The 24,051-nt window shown below is 44.6% G+C and carries 20 protein-coding genes and 2 pseudogenes; 16 read left to right on the plus strand and 6 right to left on the minus strand.

Annotated elements, in window-relative coordinates:
* Nucleotides 1–173 precede the first annotated feature (173 nt).
* From pilV to ACNKW2_RS15670, 5 genes are read left to right on the plus strand one after another with little or no spacing between them, the layout of a single operon-like run.
* On the plus strand, nt 174–722 hold the full coding sequence (gene pilV, locus ACNKW2_RS15650) for a type IV pilus modification protein PilV (RefSeq protein WP_419149393.1): 549 nt from the start codon (nt 174–176) through the stop codon (nt 720–722).
* Complete coding sequence (locus ACNKW2_RS15655; RefSeq protein ID WP_419149394.1) at nt 719–1,732, plus strand: PilW family protein; 1,014 nt, start codon at nt 719–721, stop codon at nt 1,730–1,732. The genes pilV and ACNKW2_RS15655 overlap by 4 nt, the downstream gene beginning before the upstream one ends.
* On the plus strand, nt 1,720–2,190 hold the full coding sequence (locus tag ACNKW2_RS15660) for a pilus assembly PilX family protein (RefSeq protein ID WP_419149395.1): 471 nt from the start codon (nt 1,720–1,722) through the stop codon (nt 2,188–2,190). Before ACNKW2_RS15655 ends, ACNKW2_RS15660 begins: the two co-directional genes overlap by 13 nt.
* Before the next feature lies 1 nt (nt 2,191).
* The gene (locus ACNKW2_RS15665; protein WP_419149396.1) at nt 2,192–5,377 is read left to right on the plus strand and encodes a pilus assembly protein; all 3,186 of its coding nucleotides are present in this window, start codon (nt 2,192–2,194) and stop codon (nt 5,375–5,377) included.
* Entirely contained in the window at nt 5,364–5,792 is a 429-nt protein-coding gene (locus ACNKW2_RS15670; protein ID WP_419149397.1) for a type IV pilin protein, read from the plus strand. The genes ACNKW2_RS15665 and ACNKW2_RS15670 overlap by 14 nt, the downstream gene beginning before the upstream one ends.
* Nucleotides 5,793–5,826: 34 nt before the next feature.
* Here ACNKW2_RS15670 and ACNKW2_RS15675 read toward each other — a convergent pair whose 3' ends face one another.
* Together ACNKW2_RS15675 and ACNKW2_RS15680 are read right to left on the minus strand one after the other, a co-directional pair.
* On the minus strand, nt 5,827–6,330 hold the full coding sequence (locus tag ACNKW2_RS15675; RefSeq protein ID WP_419149398.1) for a GspH/FimT family pseudopilin: 504 nt from the start codon (nt 6,328–6,330) through the stop codon (nt 5,827–5,829).
* Between the two features lie 75 nt (nt 6,331–6,405).
* Nucleotides 6,406–6,945: a pilus assembly FimT family protein gene (locus ACNKW2_RS15680; RefSeq protein WP_419149399.1), complete on the minus strand. Its 540-nt coding sequence runs from the start codon at nt 6,943–6,945 to the stop codon at nt 6,406–6,408.
* A gap of 136 nt (nt 6,946–7,081) precedes the next feature.
* On the opposite strand from ACNKW2_RS15680, the gene glnB reads away from it, so the two are divergent.
* Nucleotides 7,082–7,420: a nitrogen regulatory protein P-II gene (gene glnB / locus ACNKW2_RS15685; protein ID WP_336566933.1), complete on the plus strand. Its 339-nt coding sequence runs from the start codon at nt 7,082–7,084 to the stop codon at nt 7,418–7,420.
* A gap of 43 nt (nt 7,421–7,463) precedes the next feature.
* Here the strand turns inward: glnB and ACNKW2_RS15690 are convergent, their stop codons facing one another.
* Nucleotides 7,464–8,222: an outer membrane protein assembly factor BamD gene (locus ACNKW2_RS15690; protein WP_419149400.1), complete on the minus strand. Its 759-nt coding sequence runs from the start codon at nt 8,220–8,222 to the stop codon at nt 7,464–7,466.
* A 123-nt stretch (nt 8,223–8,345) separates the two neighbouring features.
* Between ACNKW2_RS15690 and rluD the strand changes: the two genes are divergently transcribed.
* The 6 genes from rluD (at nt 8,346) to ACNKW2_RS15720 (ending at nt 16,136) form a co-directional block, all read left to right on the plus strand.
* Nucleotides 8,346–9,323 (plus strand): 23S rRNA pseudouridine(1911/1915/1917) synthase RluD, encoded by a 978-nt coding sequence (gene rluD / locus ACNKW2_RS15695; RefSeq protein WP_419149401.1) that lies wholly within the window; start codon nt 8,346–8,348, stop codon nt 9,321–9,323.
* A gap of 1 nt (nt 9,324) precedes the next feature.
* Nucleotides 9,325–10,038 carry a peptidoglycan editing factor PgeF gene (gene pgeF / locus ACNKW2_RS15700; protein ID WP_419149402.1) on the plus strand — a complete coding sequence of 238 codons (714 nt, stop codon included), beginning with the start codon at nt 9,325–9,327 and terminating at the stop codon, nt 10,036–10,038.
* Between the two features lie 87 nt (nt 10,039–10,125).
* Nucleotides 10,126–12,705 carry an ATP-dependent chaperone ClpB gene (gene clpB / locus ACNKW2_RS15705; protein ID WP_336566927.1) on the plus strand — a complete coding sequence of 860 codons (2,580 nt, stop codon included), beginning with the start codon at nt 10,126–10,128 and terminating at the stop codon, nt 12,703–12,705.
* Nucleotides 12,706–12,839: 134 nt separating this feature from the next.
* The gene (locus tag ACNKW2_RS15710; RefSeq protein WP_419149403.1) at nt 12,840–13,775 is read left to right on the plus strand and encodes an NADP-dependent oxidoreductase; all 936 of its coding nucleotides are present in this window, start codon (nt 12,840–12,842) and stop codon (nt 13,773–13,775) included.
* Nucleotides 13,776–13,833: 58 nt separating this feature from the next.
* The gene (gene gshA, locus ACNKW2_RS15715; RefSeq protein ID WP_419149404.1) at nt 13,834–15,411 is read left to right on the plus strand and encodes a glutamate--cysteine ligase; all 1,578 of its coding nucleotides are present in this window, start codon (nt 13,834–13,836) and stop codon (nt 15,409–15,411) included.
* A gap of 116 nt (nt 15,412–15,527) precedes the next feature.
* A complete protein-coding gene (locus ACNKW2_RS15720) occupies nt 15,528–16,136 on the plus strand; it encodes a transglycosylase SLT domain-containing protein (protein ID WP_419149405.1) in 609 nt (202 codons plus the stop codon).
* 163 nt (nt 16,137–16,299) lie between these two features.
* On the opposite strand, the gene ACNKW2_RS15725 is transcribed toward ACNKW2_RS15720, so the two are convergent.
* A complete protein-coding gene (locus tag ACNKW2_RS15725; protein WP_419149406.1) occupies nt 16,300–18,042 on the minus strand; it encodes an alpha/beta hydrolase in 1,743 nt (580 codons plus the stop codon).
* A 189-nt stretch (nt 18,043–18,231) separates the two neighbouring features.
* Nucleotides 18,232–18,448 (minus strand): annotated as a pseudogene (locus ACNKW2_RS15730) (integrase core domain-containing protein); the annotation flags it as partial.
* Nucleotides 18,449–19,627: 1,179 nt separating this feature from the next.
* Between ACNKW2_RS15730 and ACNKW2_RS15735 the strand changes: the two are divergent.
* Entirely contained in the window at nt 19,628–20,077 is a 450-nt protein-coding gene (locus tag ACNKW2_RS15735) for a hypothetical protein (protein ID WP_419149407.1), read from the plus strand.
* A gap of 177 nt (nt 20,078–20,254) precedes the next feature.
* Here ACNKW2_RS15735 and ACNKW2_RS15740 read toward each other — a convergent pair.
* A pseudogene (locus tag ACNKW2_RS15740) lies at nt 20,255–20,533 on the minus strand (IS110 family transposase); the annotation flags it as partial.
* Between the two features lie 136 nt (nt 20,534–20,669).
* Here ACNKW2_RS15740 and ACNKW2_RS15745 point away from each other — a divergent pair.
* The 3 genes from ACNKW2_RS15745 to ACNKW2_RS15755 all read left to right on the plus strand — a co-directional run bounded on the left by ACNKW2_RS15745 (nt 20,670) and on the right by ACNKW2_RS15755 (nt 23,575).
* Entirely contained in the window at nt 20,670–21,533 is an 864-nt protein-coding gene (locus ACNKW2_RS15745) for an alpha/beta fold hydrolase (RefSeq protein ID WP_336566918.1), read from the plus strand.
* A 130-nt stretch (nt 21,534–21,663) separates the two neighbouring features.
* Nucleotides 21,664–22,539, plus strand: coding sequence for an alpha/beta hydrolase (locus tag ACNKW2_RS15750; protein WP_419149408.1), 876 nt, complete (start codon nt 21,664–21,666; stop codon nt 22,537–22,539).
* Nucleotides 22,540–22,768: 229 nt separating this feature from the next.
* Complete coding sequence (locus ACNKW2_RS15755; RefSeq protein WP_419149409.1) at nt 22,769–23,575, plus strand: alpha/beta fold hydrolase; 807 nt, start codon at nt 22,769–22,771, stop codon at nt 23,573–23,575.
* Nucleotides 23,576–24,051: the final 476 nt, after the last annotated feature.

The raw sequence follows: 24,051 nt of genomic DNA on the forward strand, positions 1-24,051 counted from the left end.
TACAGACCGTGTCCTACAGACCGTGTCCTACAGACCGTGTCCTACAGACCGTGTCCTACAGACCGTGTCATCGACCGTTTATTCCGTTATTCTACCTTTCATACCCCGCAAGCTTGTATCAATTGCAACACGAAGTAGACTTATAATCAGACAACTGTAAGTAAGAGTAAGCGATGCGGAACACTTCCAGAGACAATGGCTTCACGCTATTAGAAGTGCTGATTGCCTTTATGATTTTAAGTTTTGGTTTGCTGGGGGCTGTGGCATTACAGGCCAAAGCCAAGCAGGCTAGCTTTGATTCATTGCAGCGTGCTGCTGCGGTGGAGTTGGCCAGCGATATTTTACACCGAATGCGTAATAACGACGCCAACAATGTCGTCGCATTATATGATGTCGATTTTTCCAGTGATGACGCAGTTTCTGTGATGACGGACTGCTATGGTGGTTTTTGTTCTGCCGCACAAGTTGCTCAGACTGACATCAATAACTGGCAACACGCGATTCGAGCTCGAGAAAGAAGCGGCTCGTTAGATAATGCCACCGTTTGTATTAATCCCACCACCAGCACCAATGGCGTTAATGTCGAGGTCATCGTCACTTGGCGAGGTCGACAAGAAATGACCGCGGCAGACGATAACCCTGCAGGCAGCTGTGGTGTGAATGACGATAGACGCAGGGCGGTGGTAATGGAAACCTTCTTGCTGTTGCGGGGGCAGCCATGAGAAAAACACTTGGGTTTACTTTATTAGAACTGATGATTGCCATGTTCATTGGTATCTTGTTACTTGGTGGGGTGATTGCCACCTATGTTGGTATGAAAGCCACCACCAACGACACCATGAGCATTGGCGAGCTACAAGAAAAGGGTCGCTTGGCGTTGTCGATTTTACGCCGCGATATTGAGCAGGTGGGGTTTTGGGGCACTTTCTATGACGAAGGCTTTACCGAAGATAATCAAATCGCACCCAATAACCCAGGCAATGACTGCGCTGGAAGCATCAATAATGGTAGCTTTCCTAATAATCAGCCGGCCGATTTTAGACCGATAACTGCGGTATTCACGCAAAACGGCAATGCTATGGACTGTATTAATAATGCAGTGAATAACTCTGAGGTGTTGCAGGTTAAGTTTTTAGAGGGCGATCCCGTTACGATAACTGGCCTTAATCCCGATATGAGTGAAGTCAGTAATAGCCAGTTTTACTTTATTGCCCAGCAAGAGCAAGCTCAGTTTATCGCAGGCAATAATGTCGGTGTCATGCCCAGTGTCAATGCGACTTTATGGCCTTACAGTCACCATGTGTATTACTTAAGTGAAGAAACTCAGGTGATCAATAACCGCTCTTTAACCATCCCGGTTTTGCGACGCCAGCGTCTCAGAGTCGGTGGTATGACCGATGAGTTAGTGATTGAAGGAGTTGAGAGAATACGCTTTGTGTATGGTTTAGATACCGACTACGACGGCCGTATCGATCAATACAGAAATACCAGAAGCATGTCACTGGCTGACTGGGGCAATACCCGGGGAATATTGTCACTGCAGATGTTTGTTTTGGTGAGGGCGCTTGAACCTGATCCCAGTTTTGGGGTGAAAAGTAGAACTTACATCTTAGGCAATGACAATGCCGCGGACACAGAGCGCACACTTACCTTTACTGATAGCTTTCGCCGCACGGTATTTACCACCACAGTTTCGATGTACAACATGGGGGATTCATCATGGAGCATTTAAAGCAACGCGGTGTGGTACTAATAATGTCGATGGTGATGGTAGTAGCCATTATGGCCGTCGCCGTTACGCTCATGAGTAGCAGTACCTTAGACATCAAAATGACCCATGCGGTGATGGAGCGCGAAGAGGCAGAAAATTTGCTTTATGGCGAGGTACAACGAATAATTCAACAGCAGCAGCAGCTGGCAACAGACAGCGTGTTTTTATTACCGCGCGAGCAGATACCAGAGGAGGGAGAACCTGTGGTTGCAGACAACGGAGTAACGGCGGTTGTAAGAAACCTTAATAACGGTGAGCTGGAGCTTTATTGCCCTAGGCAGTTTGCGTACACCAGTGGGGTTGTTTGTAATATGACGGAAGTGGAAGCAACTGTTAATTACGGTGATAAAGGCCGTCATAATGTCACTATCGTGATGGGGGTTGGGCAAGAGCTAGTCAGTGCAACTGCGGGTAAATAAGATGAAAAAACTTTTATTAATAACGGCCTTAGTCGGTGGCTGTATTCAGCAAGCACAGGCTGAGGATATTGAGCTATACGTAAAACACAATGTGTCTACTCGTGAAAAGCCCCGAGTCATGATGTTATTTGATACATCAGGCAGCATGCAGTGGGATTCGCAAACCGGAAAGACCTGCTATGAACGCTACTCCTATACATGGGGGTGGGGTTGGTGGCAAGAAACTCGCTACGGCTACCGCGAAACCGAGTGTTTTGTATCAACCAATAACAATACCTGTTACCAATACAATCAATATGGCAATTTACAAGCAGGCTTGTGCTCAGCGAGTAGATTGAAGGTTGCACAAGATGCGATGCGGGGCTTGGTAAATGACAACGATGATATTCTATTCGGATTATCACGGCTTTACTCCTCCAGTGGCGGCTACATACTTAATGGGATTGGCAGTTCTAACAGTCAAATAGTGAATAAAATTAATTCTCTACCAGGCTCTGGCTCAACGCCATTGTCTGAGACGTTATGGGAGTTGTATAACTACTTAAGAGGTGACTCAGTATATTGGGGTACAAATGGTGGTTGGGATAGAGATACTTCGGTAGAGAATGGCAATAGATATATCTCACCTTTTAAACGCGATAGCGGTGCAGAAGCACGATGTGATACTTCCGTCAATCTCATTCTCATGACTGATGGTGATCCGACCAATGATACAGACTCTAATGATGATATCGTTGCTGATTATAAAGCTGTATACAAACAATCACCGGACTACTTTGATATCGATCCCAGTTACAATACCGTTAAAAACTATCTGCCAGCACTGGCTGAATTAATGCGGGGGACAGATCAGAAAAAGGTGGATCTTTATCCTACCACGCCCGATGAAGAGGATTTTGCCCGTGTATTTACCATTGGTTTTGGTAACGGTATGTCAAGTACAGGTAAAGAGTTACTGGCTGAAACCGCATCAAAAGGAGGCGGTCAATACCTTCATGCCAACACGGCGAATGAGCTGTCTGAGGTGTTAAAAACCACGATCACCAATATCCGTAATATTAGCGCTAGCTTTACTTCGCCAACGGTATCAGCCAATGCAGAAGATCAAACGCAAACGGGTGAATACCTGTATTACACCCAGTTTAAGCCGGAGACTCATACACGCTGGGGAGGTAACCTTAAAAAATTACGTTTAAAGGGCAATGAAATCGTCGGCCAAGAGCTTACTAAAGCCATCAATAACAGTGGTGCTATTGATAATAATATCACTACGTTTTGGTCTGAGCCGGGCTCTAAAGATGGAAATAACATCGAAAAAGGCGGGGTGAATTACGCCCTTGAGAAGCAACTTACCCGTAATGTGTACTCTGATTTTGATAGCGGCAGTTTACAAGTTTTTTCATATAATAACGCACGTAAAGCCTACGGCAATAGGAACAAGCTTGCCGAGAAAATGGCAATGAGTGGGGCATCAAAAAACGAGCTGGAGGCGGTTATTGACTGGGCGTTAGGTATCGATGTTGATGATGATGACCGCGATAATGTGACTACAGACAGACGCAAAGACATTTTTGCCGATCCGCTGCACTCTAAGCCGGTTACCATGGACTATGGTAACGGTGATGTGCGTGTTTTAGTGGGCACCAATGCCGGCAGCCTGCATATGTTTAAAGACGAAGGCAATACAGTAACAGAAAGCTGGGCGTTTATTCCTGGCGACTTGTTAGACATTCTCAACGATGTCAAAACCCGTAAGGCTGAAACTAAAGTCTATGGCATGGATGGCCCAATCACCATTTACTTCAATGATGAAAATAAAGACAACAAAATTGATCAAGGTGAGCAAGTCTGGGCGTTTGCTGGTATGCGCCGAGGTGGTAACAAGTACTATGGCTTTGATATTACCAACCCTGACTCGCCAAAACTACTTTGGAATGGCCCAATTTCAGGAGACTCAGATAAGTTTAAACACTTAGGTCAGACGTGGTCAAAACCAGTAGTAACCTTCTTAGAAAAATCGAAAGAGCGCCCTGTGCTTATTTTTGGTGCTGGCTACAACACCAACAAAGACAATGTCTCTCGCAGCGAAGATGGCAGTGTTGGAGTGGGCTTTTATGCTGTTGATATTCTGTCTAATAATGCCGATATTGTTTGGTCTCTGACCGGCGATCAGTTTAAAGGCAAGCACAGTATTGTGGCTTCGCCGACGCTGACTGACTCGGACTATGATGGCTTTACGGATAGAATTTACTTAGCCGATACTGGAGGCAGTATTTGGCGGGTAGATATACCGGGACCGAATCCCACGGATAACGAACAACCATGGACACACTTTGAGCTGGCACGCTTAGGCAGCGACCTTGCCAATCAAGACCGCCGCTTTTTCTATCAGCCTACCGTGGCTCGCACTTTCTTTAGTAAGGTGACTGAAATAGAAGATCCAAGCGATCCGCAAAATAATAAGGTAAAAGTTCGCAAAGACACGCCGTTTGATGCCATCGTTATTGGCAGTGGTAACCGTGCTAAACCAACCGACTCCAGCGTTAATGATTACCTCTTTATGGTGCGTGATATTAACACTAAAACCCAGTCGTTTGTCAGTGACATCCCAGAACCTATTTTAATCAGCGACTTGATGGAAATGAAAACGGATCCCTTTGGCACTGCCGCCAGCAGTTTGGAGGACTTTGTTGAGCTTGAAGTGGAATTAGCGCAGTTTAAAGGCTGGAAATATCGGCTCTCCACTGGTGAAAAGTCACTTTCTGCGTCTACAGTGGTAGGTGGGGTGGCCTATTTTACCTCGTTTACGCCTGCGGATCAGACTACCCAGCAATGTACTTTAACCGGTGGTAAGGGGCAGTTGTATGCCTTGCATATGCACTATGGCACTGGCACTAAATACATCACTGCACAGGATATTCCTGATACTCCCACAATTGTGGTACGCAAAGGCGACGACGGTAAAACCAAAATTTATATTCCGGGACCGGGTATTGAAGTGGATGGTGACGGTGAAGGCGATGGTGCTCCGGCGGGTAATCCATTACTGCCAAAAGGCATTGCCGGTTCGATCCCAGTGGTCGACCCAGAAACAGGAAAAGTAAGGCTATTTAGACAATACGGTATTAGTATTAAAACCAGACAGTTATACATTTACAAACGAGAATTTAGCGATGAGAAACGATAACCAGCGAGTAGCAGGATTTACCCTGATTGAAGTCATGATAGTGGTGGCCATTATCGGTATTCTGGCTGCGGTCGCCTATCCTAATTACACTGAATACGTGAAGCGTGGAGCCAGATCTGATGCCATGGCCATTTTACTTGATGCTGCCAATAAGCAAGAGCAGTTTTTCGTAGATAATCGCAGCTATGCGGATGACCTAAGTGATATTGGCGTACCGAGTGCCTCGGAAAATGGCTACTTTACAATCTCACTGCAGGGGGTAACTACGGATACCTTCACTGTTATGGCAACCGCTGCCAGTGGTCCGGTTCGTGGTGACACCGAATGCCCTGCATTGACTATTGATGAACTCGGTATAAGAGGGGTCAGTGGTGTCACGGATCAAGCGCGAATTGATCGCTGCTGGGAGCGTTAACGCTCGGCAGTTAGGTGGCAGAGCAAACTGTCACCTAATTGCCACACTTTTTGCTTGCTTTAATTTTACTTCTGCCGGTAATACTCACCGATAATCCGAGGCTTGTTTTTCGTTTTGTACAATACACAAAAGTGCCATTGAGCAGTCCTGCTAATCGACCAAATCGTGAGAAAGTTATACTGTGACGTGGGTAGTTCAGTTCATCATTATCAAGCGCCGCTTTGAACACGTGCAGCTTAGTATCGCCTCTATTTACTCTGCCTTTTGGCTGGTAGTCAATATAGACCGTGATTGCCCTGTGCCATTCTTTCCTACTACAGCGGTTTTTAATCAGTGGACAAACGGTGATAGGGGCTTGACTGGCAACGGCCTTAATGCGAGCGAAATTAAGCATGCGTTGCAGTACTTGAAGTTGCTGCTTGGGTTTGTCTTGGCTGAGCAAGTGTGCAAAGTTCGGTAGCGATAAATAACTGACAATGGCTAAAATGGCGACACAAGTGAGCGCTTCAATAAGTGTAGAACCATGGACTCGATGCATATCCTTTGCCTCGAAAAATATAATTTGATTAAATTTTAGGTGGCAGCTGAGATATTTCAAGTATCCGTCAAGGTGCTAGCCACAAGTCGTATCTGTGTCTCCTCGATACAGGGCGGTACCTGCTTGCGAAATGCTCAACTGCTGATTGTTGTTATTATTTCCTGGACAGTAGATAAACTCCCCAGCAGCTGAGTCACTGAGTAGGCCACTGGAATCGAAGCGCAAGCGGTTGTCACCACTAAAGGTTAGTTGGTCATTACCATCAACCACCTCCATGGTGCGATGCAGGGTGTCTTCGTCGTCATTAAAGCTGCCGTTGTTGTTTCTATCGACAAAGACACTGATGCGGTTGCTTGACCAGTCATTTTGGCAGGTAAAGCTGTTTCGGGCGACAATGTTTCTGGCGGGGGCAGGGCAAAGTATCACAATCTCGTCGGCTGCTGTGGCTTTAATGCGGGCAAAAGCAACATTGCGTTGTAGCTCTTTTAAGAAGGATTCGGCCCGGTTACGCTCTAATAAATTACCATCAAAGCTAAAGGCTACAGTCATCACGATGGCTAAGATGGCGACAGTAATCATCAATTCTAAAAGGTTAAAACCCGCTGCTCGTTTCATCACTGCCTCGTAACCAAAAGTAATAATTTATACTTAGCATTATTGCGTAAAAATGACCTAACTTTCAATGTCTTTGTTTGCCTTGCATGGATTGATTGTCTAAAATCGACCCAACACCAAAGGAATCGAGATAGCCATGAAAAAAATAGAAGCAATAATTAAACCATTTAAGCTAGACGACGTTAGAGAAGCCCTTTCTGACGTCGGCATTACCGGCATGACCGTGTGTGAGGTTAAAGGCTTTGGTCGCCAAAAAGGCCACACTGAGTTATATCGTGGTGCCGAGTACATGGTTGATTTTTTGCCTAAGGTAAAGCTAGACATAGTGACCGCTGATGAAGACGTTGACAGAGCCATTGAGGTGATTGTCAAAACGGCACAAACCGGCAAAATTGGCGATGGTAAAATCTTTGTCACGGAAGTTGAGCGAGTGGTACGTATCCGTACTGGTGAAGAGGATGAGGAAGCCATTTAATCCATGGCTGGCAACTCCCACCGCGGTGGGAGTTGTAAAACGCTTATCTTTTGTTAACCGCTTTGGCTTTTTTAACGTTATCGGCTAAATCAGGTAACCCCAATTTACGGTAACTTTTCTCCATAATATCAAACGCTTTGGTTAGATAGCTGCTTTGTGAATAGTGCTCAACCACGTATTTACCACGGTTTGCTGCTGCTAAATAAGCTTCACGCTCAAAATAGTACTCTGCTACTTTTAACTCATAACGTGCCATTTTATTTAATAGCCACACGATGCGCTTTTTGGCTTCTTTTGCGTATGCGCTATCAGGGTAGTTTTTCACCAGCGTGGTTAAGTCCTGAAAAGCAACTCGAGTTCTGCTAGCATCTCTGTCAGCGCGGTCAACACCAAAGTACTCCTGAAAGGCGTTTTCATCAGCTTTAATATTTACTAAACCGCGCATGTAATACATGTAGTCTAAATCTTTATGGTTAGGGTTTAGGCGAATAAAACGGTCGATGGTCGCCAGTGCCTGATCCGTGTTGCCGGTTTGATAGTAGGCGTATACTAGGTCCATTTGTACTTGACGGGCATAGGGGCCAAATGGATAACGGGAGTTGATGGCGCTCAGAAGCTCGATAGCTCTAGCGTAAAGCCCGCTGTCTAAGGTACTTTTTGCATCTTGGTAAAGTGACTGCGCCGATTTGTTCGGTACACGTTCTATATCTTCTTGTTCTGGGGCAGATGAACAGGCGGCTAAAGCCAATACTGAAGCGCTTAACGCCAGCCTAAAGGCGTGTGTCCTTAAGTTTTTAATCATTTTATTTTACTACCTTTGTTTTCTTCGGCTAGGCCAACTCGGCAAAACCGAGTAAACTATGCATTTATACGATTCTAACCCAGTCGAGCACGGCTTGCACTGGTAAATTAGGTAAAGTTTTATATGTCAGAGCAAATTTCCCTCCAAGCGGAGGTACCAGTCGAACTCGGTGGTAAACGTCTAGACCAGATCTTGGCGCAATTGTTCCCCGATTTTTCTCGTTCTAGAATAAAAACTTGGATTTTAGAAGATAAAGTCACAGTTGACGGGGAAGTATACAATACGCCTCGTGAAAAGCTGTTGGGTGGCGAGTCTGTTGCCATTGAAACGGTGATTGAAGCGGCGCGCGAATACGAAGCGCAAGATATTGCCTTAGATATCGTTTACGAAGACGATGATATTTTGGTGATTAATAAGCCCATGGGCTTAGTTGTGCACCCGGGTGCAGGCAACCCTGATGGCACAGTACTTAATGCACTGTTGCATCACCACCCCGACATCATCAATGTACCACGAGCTGGGATTGTACACCGTCTGGATAAAGACACTACCGGCTTAATGGTGGTGGCGAAAACCATCCAAGCACAAACGCATTTAGTTAAAAACCTGCAAGCGCGAGAAAACTTCACCCGTGAATACGAAGCCTTGTGTAATGGCACCATGACCGCTGGTGGTATGGTTGAAAAAGCCATTGGCCGTCACGCCACCAAACGCACTCATATGGCAGTACATGAAATGGGTAAGCCAGCTATTACGCACTACCGTGTAGCAGAAAAGTTCCGTGCTCATACGCGCTTGCGACTGCGTCTAGAAACCGGTAGAACGCACCAAATTCGTGTTCACATGGCGTATTTGAATCATCCTTTGATTGGCGATCAGCTATACGGTGGCCGTCCAAGACCACCAAAAAATGCCACGCCGATGTTGTCACAACAACTGCGAGAGTTTAAACGTCAAGCATTGCATGCTATAAAACTAAGTATCGCTCATCCAATTACGGGTGAAATGATGACATGGGAAGCGCCAGTACCAGAGGACATGGTGCAGCTAGTGGAAGCGCTTCGTGAAGACACCAAAGAGAATCCGGACTTAACCTTATAATATGCAACTAGCAGACTGGCCGCTCACCCAAGTAGTGGGGACATTATCAACGACACGTCAAGGCGGCGTGTCGCAGCCCCCTTACGACAGCCTGAACTTGGCGTTTCACGTCGGTGATAATGCCGAGCATGTGGCAGAAAACCGCCGTATCCTGCACGGTTACGTCGCCAACCCCATTGTCTGGTTGGAGCAGGTTCACGGTGGCGAAGTGGTGGTGGTCGATGAGCAGTTTGAGGTTGCCCAAGTACATCAAGCCGATGCCTTGTACAGCCAGTGTCGGCAAACCCCGTTGGCCATTATGACCGCCGACTGCCTGCCGATTTTATTGGCTTCCCGTTGCGGTACTGAAATTGCGGCCATTCATGGTGGTTGGAAGCCCTTAGCAAAAGGGGTAATTGAAAACACCCTGGCGCAATTTAAGGCACAGCCTGACGACATTTATGCTTGGTTTGGTCCCGCCATAGGGCCTGCGGCATTTGAAGTCGGGCCAGAAGTGCTGGCGGCCTTTCCAGGTCTCGACAGTGCTTTTCAACGTCATCGCGATGGTAAACTGTTGGCCGACATTTTTGCCATTGCAGAGCTGCAACTGACCAAGCTTGGGGTCAATAAAATTTATGGCCAAAGGCAGTGTACTGTCAGTGATCCGAGCGAGTATTTTTCCTACCGCCGAGACCGTGTTACCGGGAGAATGGCGACTTTGATTTGGCGCAAATAAAGCCCTTGTTTTGCGCTCAGCGCGCTTGATATTCAGCCAAATAATACCCATAAATAAGTTAATCTAATTTTACATGGGTAAACGAACATGCGTTTAGACAGATTCACAAGCAAATTTCAGGCAGCGCTTTCTGATGCGCAGTCATTAGCGCTTGGGCGCGATCACCAGTTTATCGAACCGGTTCATTTAATGTACGCCTTGCTACAGCAAAGTGGTTCCAGCGTAAGAGCGCTATTGGCCCAAGCTGGAGTGAGTGCTGATGAGCTTAATACTAAGCTTTCTCAAGCCATTGAAAAACTCTTTAAAGTGGAAGGGGTTGGCGGCGATGTCCAGTTGTCGAACAACCTAATTTCGTTAATTAACTTGTGCGACAAGTATGCGCAAAAGCGCAAAGATAAATACATTTCCAGCGAGTTGTTCGTGTTCGCCGCGTGTGAAGACAAAGGACCGCTTGGTGAAATCTTTAAAGCACTGAATATCACCCAACAAAAGATAGAACAAGCTATCGAGGCCATTCGTGGTGGCCAGAAAGTCGACGACCCTAACGCCGAAGATACCAGACAAGCACTAGAGAAATTTACCGTAGATCTTACCGAGCGAGCAGAGCAAGGTAAGTTAGATCCGGTAATCGGTCGTGACGATGAAATTCGCCGCACCATTCAAGTGTTGCAGCGCCGCACCAAAAACAACCCAGTACTGATTGGTGAGCCTGGCGTGGGTAAAACCGCCATCGTTGAGGGCCTGGCACAGCGGATCATCAATGGTGAGGTACCTGAAGGACTGAAAAGTAAGCGCGTACTATCGTTGGATATGGGCGCCTTGGTGGCTGGTGCTAAATACCGCGGTGAGTTCGAAGAACGCTTAAAATCGGTGCTGAATGAACTCGGCAAAGAAGAAGGCCAAGTTATTCTGTTTATCGATGAAATCCACACTATGGTCGGTGCCGGTAAAACCGACGGTGCCATGGATGCCGGTAACATGCTTAAGCCCGCGCTGGCTCGTGGCGAGCTGCACTGCGTGGGGGCCACTACGCTTGATGAGTATCGTCAATACATTGAAAAAGATGCCGCCCTTGAGCGACGCTTTCAAAAAGTCTTTGTTGATGAGCCGTCAGTGGAAGACACCATTGCTATTTTGCGTGGCTTAAAAGAGCGTTATGAGTTGCACCACTCGGTGGACATCACCGATCCGGCCATTGTAGCAGCGGCGAATTTGTCGCACCGATACATTACCGACCGTCAACTGCCAGATAAAGCCATCGACTTAATTGATGAAGCCGGCTCTTCAATCCGTTTACAAATCGACTCTAAGCCGGAGCAGCTAGACCGCCTTGAACGTCGCATTATTCAGCTAAAGCTCGAAGATAATGCGCTTGCCAAAGAAAAGGATGAGGCCAGTCAAAAGCGCCGTACTGAAATGCAGGCTCTGATCAGTGATATGGAGTCGGAATATCGTGAGCTTGATGAAGTGTGGAACGCCGAGAAAGCATCCTTACAAGGCACGCAAGTGATTAAAGCTGAGCTTGAGCAAGCTCGCCTTGACCTAGAGGTAGCCCGTCGCGCCAGTGACTTACAACGTATGTCGGAGCTGCAATATGGCCGTATCCCCGATTTAGAGCGTCGTTTAGACCTGGCTTCACAAGCCGAAATGCAAGAGATGAGCTTGTTGAAAAACCAAGTCGGTGAAGATGAAATCGCCGAAATCTTGTCGCGCTGGACGGGGATCCCGGTGGCAAAAATGCTCCAAGGTGAGCGTGAAAAGCTATTGCAAATGGAAGACGAGTTGCATCAAAAAGTCATTGGTCAAGATGAGGCGGTTAACGCAGTGGCTAACGCCATTCGCCGCTCGCGAGCTGGGCTTGCCGATCCTAATCGTCCTATTGGTTCGTTCTTATTCTTAGGGCCAACAGGGGTTGGTAAAACCGAGCTCACCAAGGCGTTGGCCAACTTTATGTTTGATACCGAAGACGCCATGGTACGCATTGACATGTCGGAGTTTATGGAAAAACACTCGGTGGCGCGTTTAGTTGGCGCACCTCCAGGGTATGTGGGTTATGAAGAAGGGGGCTACCTGACCGAAGCGGTAAGAAGGCGACCTTACTCTGTGATCTTATTGGACGAGGTGGAAAAAGCGCACCCAGATGTTTTCAATATCTTATTGCAAGTATTGGACGATGGCCGTTTAACCGATGGTCAAGGCCGCACCGTGGACTTTAAAAACGCCGTGGTGATCATGACCTCTAACCTGGGCTCTGATGTGATCCAAGAGCAGGCGGGCAGCAATGACTATGCGACGCTAAAATCGCGAGTGATGGAAGTGCTGGCAAGTCAGTTCCGTCCTGAGTTTATTAACCGTATTGATGAAACCGTGGTATTCCACCCGTTAATTAATGAGCACATTAAAGAAATTGCCAATATTCAGCTTGAGCGTTTACGCCAACGCCTAACTGACAAAGGTTTTGAACTTACGCTCAGTGAAGCGGCGCTGGAAAAAATTGCCGCCAGTGGTTTTGACCCAGTGTATGGCGCACGGCCGCTAAAACGTGCGGTGCAGCAATATATTGAAAACCCGTTAGCGCAAGACCTATTACAAGGTAAGTTTATCAGTGGTGATACCATCAAGGTGGATGTGTTAGACGATAAGATAGTGTTCAATAACGCCTCATAGTGATGGCATAATCATAAAGCGCCTGCAACTTACTGGTTGCGGGCGCTTTTGTTTTCAGCCAATGCAATTGCTTCAAAGCTGCCATGCTTTGGAGTATGCTAATTTAATAACAAAATCAAACAAGGCAATCACTTATGGTAAAGATGGCAAACCGCTATGGTGTGACAGAGTTTGGTGACGCCAGCCAACTTCATGCCCAGCAACAAGCGCTGCCCGATCTGGCACCAGAGCAAGTTATGATCCGCGTGATCAGCAGCAGCGTTAACCCAATCGACATTAAAACCCGACAGGGACTAGGCTATGTTGCAGCCCAAAAAGCACCAGGCACCTTTTTACCACTCGGGTACGATGTTTATGGTGAAGTGATAGCCGTGGCGGAGGCAAACTCGTCTGTCGCTGTGGGCGATGAAGTGATTGGCATGGTTGGCTTTGCACAGCACCCGGGCTGTTACGCCGATTATGTGATTGCTGATCACCATGAGTTGGTGAAAGTGGACACTCAGCAACAGCCCGATATCGCCGGTTTATGCCTTGCGGGATTGACGGCGAAACAAGCCTTAGACCGTTTTGAAGACAAATCAAAACCGCTCTTTATTGTTGCACCCACAGGAGGGGTAGGGCACTTGGCAATTCAGTTAGCGCAATTACAGGGACGTGAAGTAATCGCCGTGTCGCGCCGACCTGAGCATGAGCTACTCAACAGCTTAGGGGTTAAAGCCATTACCTACGATAGCTTTTGGCAACAGCAACAACAGGGTGATTTACTCGACTTAATTGGTGACAAAATTGCAATTCAGTGTTTATCGGCGTTACAAACGGGCTCGCAGGTTGTCACCATTCCCAGCAACACCAGTGCAGCCGTGTGCGAGCGCGCTGCGGCGCTTGGCATAGACTGTCAAGGGATGCTGGTACAAAGCAATCAAGACGACCTTAAATATTTGTATCAAGCCTATCAAACTGGCAAAATCAAGGTTATGGTAAGTCATTACTTTGCATTGGATGAACTGCAAAGGGCGCATCAGTGTGTAGAAAGCGGTGCGCATTACGCGAAAGTAATCTTAAAGGCTTGAGTAATTCATCACAGACCCCATTGACTTGAGATTGGCCTTTAGGTTCGAGGAAGAATTTTTGAAACAAGTAGAGTTAAACACTAAGCTAGAGCTGTTGTCGCAACAGCCCCACCAAGGCGCATTTAAGGGCATCAAACGTGGTATCGAACGTGAGGCATTACGCATTAAAGGCTCGGGCAAAATAGCCAAAACGGGTCATCCACAAAGAACCGGTCATGCCTTAACCAACGGTCACATTACTACCGACTTTTCTGAATCTTTGCTGGAATTTATTACTCCGGTCAGTGAAGATCCGCAAGAAACGCTGGCACAGCTCACGGATCTGCAAAAATTTACCCTTGAAAGCATGGGCGATGAGTTACTTTGGCCTTTATCTATGCCCTGCTTTATTGAAGATGAAGAAGACATTGTTTTAGCGCAATTTGGCTCATCGAACATTGGTAAAATGAAAACCTTGTATCGCGAAGGGCTGAAGAACCGTTATGGCAGTATGATGCAAGCCATCGCTGGGGTGCACTTTAATATTTCTTTCCCCGACAGCGTATGGTCTAGCCTGCAACAATTAAGCGGTGATACGCAGTCAAAGCAAGCGTTTATTTCACAGCAGTACCTTGGGCTTATCCGCAACTTTAAGCGTGAAATGTGGTTGGTAAGTTACCTGTTTGGGGCTTCTCCTTCATTGTGTCCGTCTTTTCTACAAGGCAAAAAAAGTGACTTGCCATTCAATACCTTAAGTAATGGCACACTGTACTTAGAGCATGGCACGGCACTGCGTTTAGGCGATTTAGGCTACACCAACAGCGCGCAAAGCTCATTGCGAGTAATGTATAACGACCTTGAGGAATACATTGCAGGGCTGCGAAGTGCCATTCGTACCCGTTCTGATCTGTATCATGAGATCCCAGATTACCACAGCGATACACCCAAGCAGCTTAATGGCAATATCCTGCAAATTGAAAATGAGTTTTACTCGCCAATTCGACCAAAACGTAACGCCGAGTCAGGGGAAACCCCTACGCAAGCATTAGAGCGTGGCGGTATTGAATACATTGAGATCCGTGCACTGGATGTCAATCCATTTGAGCACACAGGCATTAGCCTAGAGCAAATCTATTTCTTGGATGTCTTTTTAACTTACTGTTTATTGAAGCCAAGCCCAGAATTGAGTTTTGCCGCTCAGCACTTAGCCGGTGAGAACCTGCAAAAAGTGGTTAACCAAGGGCGAGATGCCGACCTTTGCCTAACCAAAGGCGACACTGAGGTGCAGCTACGCCAATGGGGCGAAGAAATCTTCACCGAGCTACTTAAAGTGGCGGAAATGCTAGATAAGAGCACCGAGCAACAAGTGTATGTGGCAACTATTGCTAAGCTCCATCGTGCTATCGCCAGCCCTGAGCTTACCTATTCTGGTCAGCTATTAGCACAACTCAAGGCTCGCACCCCAGAGCAGGGGAGTTTTGGCATTGAGCTGGCGAATAATTACAAAAATTTACAGCAATCCATGACGTATCACTATTATGATGAGGAAAAGCTCACAGCCATGGCTGAGCGTTCTTTTGCTGATGAGAAAGCGGTTAGAGAAGCAGATACATTGGACTTTACCGCATTTTTAGACGATTATTTTTCGCGGGCATAAAAAAGCGCAGCCAAGTGGCTGCGCAAATAAATTTCAGGGATGAAACAATGCTAAACTGCTGCATTCATAAGTTCTGACCGGTGCAAATAACAAAAGTTCATTAGGTTTCGAAAAAAATGCAAAAAAAAATAATTTTATTAAGCCTGGTGGCGGTATTATCCGGTTGTGCGACGGCTCCACCTAAGCAACCTCATGATATTTGTAAGATTTTCCAAGAGAAAGAAGATTGGTACTACGATGCCCGTGATGCCCAAGAAAAATGGGGCTCTCCTAAGCATGTGCTCATGAGCATGATGTACCAAGAAAGCTCATTTCGTCACGATGCCGCGCCGCCAATGGAATACTTTCTATGGTTTATTCCCATTGGCCGAGTCAGCTCCGCTTATGGCTATTCGCAAGCCAAAACCCCAACTTGGTCAGACTACATTCGTGAAACCGGTAACTCGGGAGCCGATCGCGATGACTTTGAAGACGCCATCGACTTTATGGCGTGGTTTGTCTATAAAACCCACAAGGTCAACGGCGTATCAAAATGGGATGCCTATGCCCAATACCTCAATTACCATGAAGGCTGGGGCGGCTATCGCCGTGGCACCTACCGCAGTAAAAAATGGCTAATGCAGGTGGCAAACAAGGTTAAACACCGGGCTTCCCGTTATGCTGTGCAACTGAAGCGGTGTGAAGATGACCTTGATAAGAGCTGGTTTGAGCGGTTGTTTTCTTAAAGGCAGACACTCAGCTAACTTACAGTTGGACAAAAATGTGCTCGAGACTAAGGGCTGCTTTGTTGCAATCGCCGCCCTTAAGAACGATTTTATGCCTCATCTTAAGGTAAGCTAACTTTTCTAATGGGTTAATGATTCGCTTGTTTAAAAGAAAGCTGATGAGCTATATCGCACTCGTTATCCCAATATCATCCAAGATGAGAGATACATCTTGCTTCGGTTCAAAAATCAAGACTAGTTCTAATTCGCTTTCGGCACTGATTGGTTTATTTAACTCAATAGGGAGCATAAAGGTTTGCAAAACTGGCTCCGTCGGCGCATATTCCACACCATCTTTTTCCAATTCAGAGAAGTCAGAAATTAATAAAGGAGAGAGACTGCCGGATGCGGCCAAACTTTTTTTAAGTACAACACCAGATTTATCAAGTAGCTCTACCCTGGTATCAGATAACAAATTATATGATCCACATTCTTCGCTTTCTCCTGAATCAGCTCTAGCCAGTGAGAAACTTAGATAGGGTTTTCCTTCGTGATTTTGATGTAATAGCTCAGCTTCTGAAAGCTTAATGCTCAACCGTGTTTCAACTTGTTTCTTAAGTTGAACTTTTAATACATTATTAGAAGTTTTAGTCCCGTTTCTTAGGCGCTCAGAGTCTATACTGATTGGCATTTCTGTTAACGTTTTATCGAATAGGGCCTTAACGATACTTTCCTTTCTAGCTTCATTTTCAAAATCTTCTATAACTTTGAAATCAGATGTCATATGGCGACTGATATAAATATCTTCAGGAAGACCAAACTCACCAGCTAAAGGTTGTCTAAAAATTTTTCGATACGCTTTTTTATTCGCCAATGTGGCTTCCAAAAAAGCAGAAACAAACACTTTAGTTAACTTCTCCTGTTGTTTGGGTGTTAATAGCTTCGAATAAAAATCTTTGCTGCTTCCCCAATGGTAATCATCAGACATATCTTGATTAAAGTTTATGTGGTTAGCACGATAAATATAAATGGACTGCTTTATGAAGTCTTTATCATGATCGAAGTGAGTGCGATGCCATTGTCGGCTGCCAAGAAACTGATACACATCTGCATCATGGCCTCCTTGTAACACTAAATAGTTAACATTTTTCAGGATATTTCTTCCATCAGCATGTTGATATTGCCCGTCCATTGGGGCTAATGCGACAATGGTTTTAATGTTAAAACCAAACTTTGTTGATTCAGTACTATCTGGTAAAGTTTTCCATTGATTAAATGATGCAGCTAAAGCAACAGCCTCACCACCTCTAGACATGCCTATTAAAGCGATATTCTCTAAATCTAGTTTGTTATAAAAAGCGTGACCTGGCTTAGCATTCCATTTTTTCAGCAGTTTAATATGTTCAAGCAGTATCCAGCCTCGGGCACCATTTTCACCCCATAAACCATTCAAATAAGTTTGATCTACTTGCACAACAAAGTGCCCCCGGCTAGCGAGTAACTCACCCAGATAATCAAACCCTGGCGCAGAATTTCCATGGACTAATAATACCAACGGCAGTGGTTGGGCTCCCAGCGGAAGCCAAACTTTAGCCTGCAAAGGTAAATTACTACTTTTAAATTCGTGGTAAGCATTGTCCTCATATCCTTGGTTGCGAGAATAATCGGAAAGAAAGCTAGGTAAGCTCACATTTGGAGCAATGACATCAGGTTTTGATATAGCAAATAAAAATGGCCGTTCACCATAGTTCATTACTTTGTATTTATGGTCGCCCTGTTCGGCAGGATTTGGTAACTCCGTAAACGGACTATTTGACTGGCTATATCTCTCAATAACACAATCTAAAACATCAGAAGCTAATGTCGAAAACGAGGTGGTAATTATAGATAGAATGGCACAAAAGTACCAAAAACGAGTGAGCATCAAAATTGTCCCTAATGTTAAAATTTAGCACGTGGCATTGTATAGCAAATTGATCTTGCTATTAAAAAATACAACTTTTTTATAATTATGCTCTTTGAGACGCAACTAACTCAAGAAAGGTTTAAATCAGTGTTGAATGAAAGTCTTAACGTTGTGTAATCCCCCCATTTTAAGCAGCAGTTATTCGTAGAGTTAATGAACCGCTTGCGTTAAATGTTTGGGCGGAATGCCGCGAATGGCCGTATTCGGCTTTTCGTTGTTATAAGTCCAAAGTCACTCGCTAGGCCTGCTCAACGCTATCGAACATATGTAAATCCAGCCATTAGTGACGAGCTGTTCGGTTAAAACGCTCGATGTCAGCATTCTGAGTTGGCTTGATTAAAGGATCGATTCTGAGGCAAGTAAATCTTGTCAATTACAACGAACTCGCTTCCTGCTATTTATTTAATAATGACAGCACCTTTTTGCGTCAGTGTATTGGCTCAGTTGTCCTCCTGACGGGGTTCTACGCCCGTCCATGGGCGTCGACTGACTTGTTGATGCCGCCTAAAGAAAAGTAAGCAAAAGAAAGGACGCTACTAGCATCACACTAATACCAGCTTGTTTAATTAAAGGGTCGATTCTGAGGCAAGTAAATCTCGTCAATAACAATGCACCCGTGTTCTGCTATTTATTTTGACAGCACCTTTTTGCGTCAGTGTATTGGGTTAGTTGTCCTCGTGACGGGTTTCAACGCCCGTCCATGGGCGTCGACTCACTTTTCTTTGCCGCCCAAAGAAAAGTAAGCAAAAGAAAGGGCGCTCCCAACATCACACCGGGAACCTCAAGTAATCAGCCAATTTTAACGTTACCAGCATGTAAGGGCCGTCCCTGGCCCGACATGCTTTTTCGCGCTTCCCTGCGCGAAATAAGTTAATTGGCTGCTGACTTGAGGGTGTGATGAGGGAGGAGGATGTTGCTACTGGTTGTTGTGTTATTTCTGTTAGCTATTTTATTGCTGGTAGGGCTGAAGGTAGTAACAGTGATAATTTTGCTGTGACTTCGTTTATTGGTTTCATTATCTTCGTGATAGGTTTCAGGCCTGTCCTTGGTCCTGACATGTTTTTTCGCGCTATCCCTGCGCGAAATAAGTTAATTGGCTGCTGACTTGAGGGTGTGATGAGGGAGGAAAAGTTGCTGCAAGTATCCACATTTAGCAAATAAGTTAGTGGCTGATATAAACGAATAATACACAAACGAATGCATTATTAGTTAGATTTGCTGAATGAAATCAAGTGGTTAACCTGCTTAATTGTTCAGGGTAGGCATGGCTATGTATGTAAAAATATCATTGCTTATTGGGCTCAATTTAGGTGTAATAGGGACAAAGTAAACGCTGGGCTGTGCGGTGAAAGCTTAGGTAATAATAGGTTAGCTGATAAAACCAACTGATTTGGCTGGTAACCCAAAAAAGTAAAGCCTTGCAGTATAAGTAACACCAACTCCGGCACATCGAGCTGGTAGCGGCTCAGTTCAACAAGTGATTATGCAGCACTAACAGCATGTCACATAAATACTAAAATGCTAGGCATTTATAAGGAAATAAACCATGAAATATGTTTTTTTAACGCTTATCCTTTTACTCGCTGGTTGCTCGTCCACAGCTTCGCACACGACATCCACTTTCTCAGATCCCATGGAAATAATAAAGTCCGCTGCGGAGTCTGCGCCCAAAGGTGTTCCTGGGCAATACGCGCTTCAAATCGTTGCTACTGGCAGCCAAGGGCAATATGTCTATTTGAATACAGAAAAAGACTACCGCGACCAGCGATCAATAACCGTCGCTTTACACCCAAAAGTAATTGCACAATTATCAGCTAAGTATGGAATGGCACCACAGGAGTACCTTGTAAACAAAGCCATAGTCGTCAATGGTAAAGCTCAGCGAGTAAAAATTGTGCTTCTATCAGGTGGTAAGCCTACCGGTAAATATTACTACCAAACACACATAAGGCTAATGGATATATCGCAACTGCAAGTTGTGGATGAGCATGCCTAACAACCCAGCCGACACACTCACTGAGTTTGCTGGGACGCATACACGCGGTGGCTGCGCAACTATGCCCACATGTCTGTGCCAGTTATTAGAATACTCTAGCTCTGGCCAGATTCACGCTTCCTAAGGTTAACTACTACGTTATTCACGTATAGCTTGCTTTCCATACGTTACTTGCCCAGGAATGAGAGAAGGCGAAACCACATAGCAGCAATGAACAAGGCTAGTGATCAACCGATAAATCCAGTAACCGCAGGGGCCAGCTTCATAGATAAAGTGAAGCGTTGCAGCAGGGTATTTAGATTCAAAATGACGAACGAGTTTTTTAACGGCTATTTTAGATGATGGTGCTCTACCAAAGTGCACAGGTTGTGCGCCTCGGTAGCCTTCAATATAGGCTACTTCATTGAATTCTTTATGTGTATCAAGTCCGATAAAAAGTATGCTATGTTTGTTCATGCTAGCCTCTGCTGCTTAGTTATTTGACAAACTAATTATGGCTTTGGCTTTGAATTCAGCTAACCCACGAAAAAGCGGAGGCTAGCCCCGTGTGGGAGTCATTATGTCTAAGCCTTATCACAAGAACGGAGTCAATATGAAGTTAATTTTACTACTTTCAATTTTTATAAGTTTTGCAACACTAGCTAAAGAATCAGAATTAAAACCTACTAAGTCAGGGTTGTACGATGTTGGTGGGTTTAAACTTTACTTGGAGTGTTATGGAACTGAGAAACCGAACCTTGTTATTGAATCTGGTTTTGGTCTCTGGGGCTCTGACGGTATTTGGCTAGAAAACATAAAACGCTTAAAGAATGATTTTAGTGTGTGCTTATACGATCGTGCTGGCCTTGGAAAGAGTGAAAAAGGCCCTGTTCCATTTACAGTAAATGATATGTCCAGAAGGCTACGCAACTTATTACAAGCTGCAAATGTTAAAGCCCCTTATTATTTTGCAGGCCATTCGTATGGATCATATATTATAAACTCATATAACAATCAGTTTCCAAAAGAGGTGCTTGGAGTGGTGTTAATTGATCCGCCTACTTTCGGCTACTTTTATACAATGGGAACACGTTGGCCAAAAGAATTTAATACAGATAATAAGAAATTACTGCGCCAGATGAACTTTGAGCTAACTGTACACGATCCTTTATTTGAAAAGGTACCAGAAAAAGTAGATCACATGAAAAGTTATGAAGAATTAAAGAATGCTTCAACCTTTGGATCAAAACCTATAATTACAGTACGCTCAAAAAACACAGGAAAACGTTACGACGCACCTTTTGTCCCAGACGATATTGCAAAGAAAATGGATGATCTTGATAGTCAAGCTGATAGTTATTTCAAGAGTTTGTCAAAAAATAGCCAAGTTGTATATTCGGAGTCAGAAAAGCACTTCTTGCATATTCATGACAGTGACTTGGTTGTAAAAAGCATTAAGGAACTCGTAAATAAATGAGGCTCGACAAATTACTAAAGCTCGTTCGTAAACTCACAGGAACAATTAGCTGTTGGCTTGGTGCTTCGCGCAAGTATAGCCAACAATCAATTGCACCTTAGCAAGCGTTATATTTTGAAAGGAAGATTTGGTGAAAATTCCAACTAAGCTAATATTTACTTCATTACTTGCAATACTGTTTGTAGTTGGAACTTCTGTTTCTTTATCGAGATATTTTGAGCACTACACTTCTGAGTTCATCGATCATGATATTTATTCAGAGTTTCTTTCAGAAGAAAGAAGGGTGTTTGTTCGTTTGCCAAAGGGATACGATAGTCAAAAAAGTTATCCGTTAATCATAAAGTCAGACGGTAATTTTAACTTAAGTCGTTGGCATGAAACCGTTACAACGCAGTCTGAAAAAAAGCTAATAGAAGATTCCGTTATTGTCTCAATCCCTAACCTGTTCTGGACAGATACAAGAAATAGAGATTTAGTACCCCCCTACGCCAGAAAAGATGTTCAAATAGAAGCTAGGCCCAGTACGGAAAACTCCCCAGAAATTTTTGGTAAAGCTGATTTATTTTTATCTTTTATCGAAAAAGAATTAATCCCTTTTATAGAAAATGAGTACTCAATTAATGATAACCGAGTACTTAGTGGTTTCTCTGCTGGTGGAAGCTTCGTACTATATACAATAGTTACTAAACCTGAATTGTTTACTGGTTATTTTGCGTTTAGCCCCGCAGCTTGGTACGACAACTCAGTTGTTGTTCAGGAGTTTAATAACGGTTTATCTAAACTTAGTGAAAAACCTTTATTTTTATATTTAAGCATTGGTGGTAACGAAAACGAGATTATCACAGGTTCATTCAAAGGTTTATTATCAGCAATAGAATTAAATGCACCTATAAATTTCAATCATGCATTCCATTACAACGAAAATTCAGGCCATTCTGATAATCCGTATTACTCAGTGCCAAAAGCCTTGCTGGCATATTATGAATTTAGAAAAAACAAAATATAAAAAATAAGGATGGGTCGCGCGAAGCCGCAACCTTATCCAAGTGATGAACAAGCTCTACGTCGTTTTTGATTCTTCTAGATAGAAAACAGCGATGTAAAAGTCTAGGGTGGTGCGTGATTGGCTGTCGCTTTTATTTTAAATGAGTTAAGTTAGCCTTTGGCGTATTTCGCTAATTTTAACCAACTATTTTTTGCCTGTTAGCAGGGCATTATTGCTTTAAGGAAAAATTGTGAAGTTCATCTTATTAATTGCCATTACCCTATCTTTTTCACTCTCTGCCCAGCCAAACCGAATCAATGTTAACGAGTTTGAGCTCGAATACGAAATATCGGGCAAAGGTAAACACACTGTGTTGTTGGAAGCCGGTGGTAGCGCTGGAATGTCTGATTGGGACTCTGTGTTTAACCAAATCGCCGAGCATGCAATGGTTATTCGCTATTCCAGAGTGGGTAACGGCCAATCGACCGCAATTAAGCGCCACTTTACCTCGGCTGATTACGCAAACTATGCCAGCGAACTGTTAGATAAACTGAATGTTAAACAGCCTGTCATTTTAGTTGCTCACTCATATGGTGGCAGTGTTGCACGAGATTTTGCAGCTGCTTATCCAAAACAAATAAAAGCGCTATTAATGTTAGATCCTTCTTCTGAGCATGATGTTGATATATTGCGAGCAATTGATTTAGAAAAAGCAAACCAAGAAATTGCGCAAATCAAACTGGATGATATGGCGAATGGTATGTCAAACCAGTATCTTGATTATTGGAGTAAAAGGCCGCTTCCTGATTATCCACAGATTAAAGCTATGCCGGTAACAGTTATTGCTTCTGTCAGGAAAACCACGGATCCGGCTAATTTGTTTTTTACCGATCAAGGCAGAAAAATGTGGGGTGAGCTGTGGCAAAATTGGGCAGGTGCATTTCCACAGGGAAAGGCTGTTCTAACAGAAAAAAGTGGTCATTTTGTTCAGAACGATGAGCCTGAGCTGGTTATAAATGAGCTTTTAGCGCTTATGGAAAAGTTGGATAAACAATAACAAAGCGAGTGATGCGATAGAGCTTTCGGCACTGATTGGTATAGTTAGTATCTATTTACTCTCGTGTGTTGGTTCTGTTGTGCTCGTGACGAATTTCGACGCCCGTCCATGGGCGTCGACTGACTTATCGATGCCGCCTAAAGAAAATTCAGCAAAAGAAAGTGCTTTCGGCACTTATTGGTATAGTTAGTAGCTATTTACTCTTGTGTATTGGTTCTGTTGTCCTCCTGACGGGTTTCAACGCCCGTCCATGGGCGTTGACTCACTTTTCTTTGCCGCCCAAAGAAAAGTAAGCAAAAGAAAGGGCGCTCCCAACATCACACCGGGAACCTCAAGTAATCAGCCAATTTTAACGTTACCAGCATGTAAGGGCCGTCCCTGGCCCGACATGCTTTTTCGCGCTTCCCTGCGCGAAATAAGTGTGTCCGTCCGCTAAACCACACCTAGTAACCACAGGTTTGCAAAGGTAGCTTGAA

The organism is Pseudoalteromonas 'SMAR' (genome assembly GCF_048515945.1).
In the GTDB taxonomy this organism is placed as follows: domain Bacteria; phylum Pseudomonadota; class Gammaproteobacteria; order Enterobacterales; family Alteromonadaceae; genus Pseudoalteromonas.

Bases quoted from the DNA above. Each gene is read 5' to 3' on its own strand.
- pilV (WP_419149393.1), top strand. From the start codon at position 174: ATGCGGAACACTTCCAGAGACAATGGCTTCACGCTATTAGAAGTGCTG.
- ACNKW2_RS15655 (WP_419149394.1), top strand. From the start codon at position 719: ATGAGAAAAACACTTGGGTTTACTTTATTAGAACTGATGATTGCCATG.
- ACNKW2_RS15660 (WP_419149395.1), top strand. From the start codon at position 1,720: ATGGAGCATTTAAAGCAACGCGGTGTGGTACTAATAATGTCGATGGTG.
- ACNKW2_RS15665 (WP_419149396.1), top strand. From the start codon at position 2,192: ATGAAAAAACTTTTATTAATAACGGCCTTAGTCGGTGGCTGTATTCAG.
- ACNKW2_RS15670 (WP_419149397.1), top strand. From the start codon at position 5,364: ATGAGAAACGATAACCAGCGAGTAGCAGGATTTACCCTGATTGAAGTC.
- ACNKW2_RS15675 (WP_419149398.1), bottom strand. From the start codon at position 6,330: ATGCATCGAGTCCATGGTTCTACACTTATTGAAGCGCTCACTTGTGTC.
- ACNKW2_RS15680 (WP_419149399.1), bottom strand. From the start codon at position 6,945: ATGAAACGAGCAGCGGGTTTTAACCTTTTAGAATTGATGATTACTGTC.
- glnB (WP_336566933.1), top strand. From the start codon at position 7,082: ATGAAAAAAATAGAAGCAATAATTAAACCATTTAAGCTAGACGACGTT.
- ACNKW2_RS15690 (WP_419149400.1), bottom strand. From the start codon at position 8,222: ATGATTAAAAACTTAAGGACACACGCCTTTAGGCTGGCGTTAAGCGCT.
- rluD (WP_419149401.1), top strand. From the start codon at position 8,346: ATGTCAGAGCAAATTTCCCTCCAAGCGGAGGTACCAGTCGAACTCGGT.
- pgeF (WP_419149402.1), top strand. From the start codon at position 9,325: ATGCAACTAGCAGACTGGCCGCTCACCCAAGTAGTGGGGACATTATCA.
- clpB (WP_336566927.1), top strand. From the start codon at position 10,126: ATGCGTTTAGACAGATTCACAAGCAAATTTCAGGCAGCGCTTTCTGAT.
- ACNKW2_RS15710 (WP_419149403.1), top strand. From the start codon at position 12,840: ATGGTAAAGATGGCAAACCGCTATGGTGTGACAGAGTTTGGTGACGCC.
- ACNKW2_RS15720 (WP_419149405.1), top strand. From the start codon at position 15,528: ATGCAAAAAAAAATAATTTTATTAAGCCTGGTGGCGGTATTATCCGGT.
- ACNKW2_RS15735 (WP_419149407.1), top strand. From the start codon at position 19,628: ATGAAATATGTTTTTTTAACGCTTATCCTTTTACTCGCTGGTTGCTCG.
- ACNKW2_RS15745 (WP_336566918.1), top strand. From the start codon at position 20,670: ATGAAGTTAATTTTACTACTTTCAATTTTTATAAGTTTTGCAACACTA.